The 900-nt window shown below is 39.6% G+C and carries 2 tRNA genes; one reads left to right on the forward strand and one right to left on the reverse strand.

Annotation, left to right across the window (positions count from 1 at the left end):
• Positions 1 to 109 precede the first annotated feature (109 nt).
• A tRNA-Ala gene (locus MTF66_RS38375) sits at positions 110 to 185 on the reverse strand.
• A gap of 642 nt (positions 186 to 827) precedes the next feature.
• Between MTF66_RS38375 and MTF66_RS38380 the strand changes: the two genes are divergently transcribed.
• Positions 828 to 900: transfer RNA gene (locus tag MTF66_RS38380), tRNA-Val, on the forward strand.

Genomic DNA, 900 nt, shown 5'->3' on the forward strand with positions numbered 1-900 from the left:
CCCCAAGGGGATTCGAACCCCTGTTACCGCCGTGAAAGGGCGGTGTCCTAGGCCTCTAGACGATGGGGACGCAGAAAACTGCAACCCTAGGACAAACACTATGCAAATCTGGTGGAGCTATGCGGGATCGAACCGCAGACCTCTTCGCTGCCAGCGAAGCGCTCTCCCAGCTGAGCTATAGCCCCGACTTGCATACACACCGCCAATTAATGTTGGTTGTGTATCGCTGAGTGCGGGGCGCATTCTATGCAGCCCCCCAAATAAAGTCAACAGTTTTTTATCTAAGTTTATTTAAATGATTTAAATTTCAACAAGCTGACTAAATATCAATCCGTTACGGAGGTATTTTATACAAAGCGCTATCAAATTAGCTATTTTGGGCTAATTGCATTGTTGGTTTGTTATCAAAGGCTCTCTGCTTTTGAGTTTACTCTCTTAAAAAAGGTATACATTTATATGCAAAATAAAATTCGTTATTTAAAGCTTTAAATAAAACGACTTTCCCCTCCCCTGCTTTTTTTTAATAGTGCTAACTAGAGTGCAATTAACTAATGCAAATTTATCGATATGAAAAAACTGTTTTAAAAATTTACTGTATTCATATCATTTGGAATGATTTACCTAGGTCATAAAGCTATAGATCCAAGTCTAAATATAAGCTTATGAATATAAATTGCATATTTGTTCGCCAAAAAATGCTTAAATGCCATGTCATTGTTTATAAAAGCTGCATCTAACACATTTTTACTCATTCAAGTGTTGACACATTTACAACTCTATCTATAATAGCGCCCCACAACAACGCAGCAATGAGTTGTTTTAGATATGGGTCGTTAGCTCAGTTGGGAGAGCATCGCCCTTACAAGGCGAGGGTCACTGGTTCAAGTCCAGTACGACCCA

This window comes from Pseudoalteromonas sp. 2CM39R, from assembly GCF_023161845.1.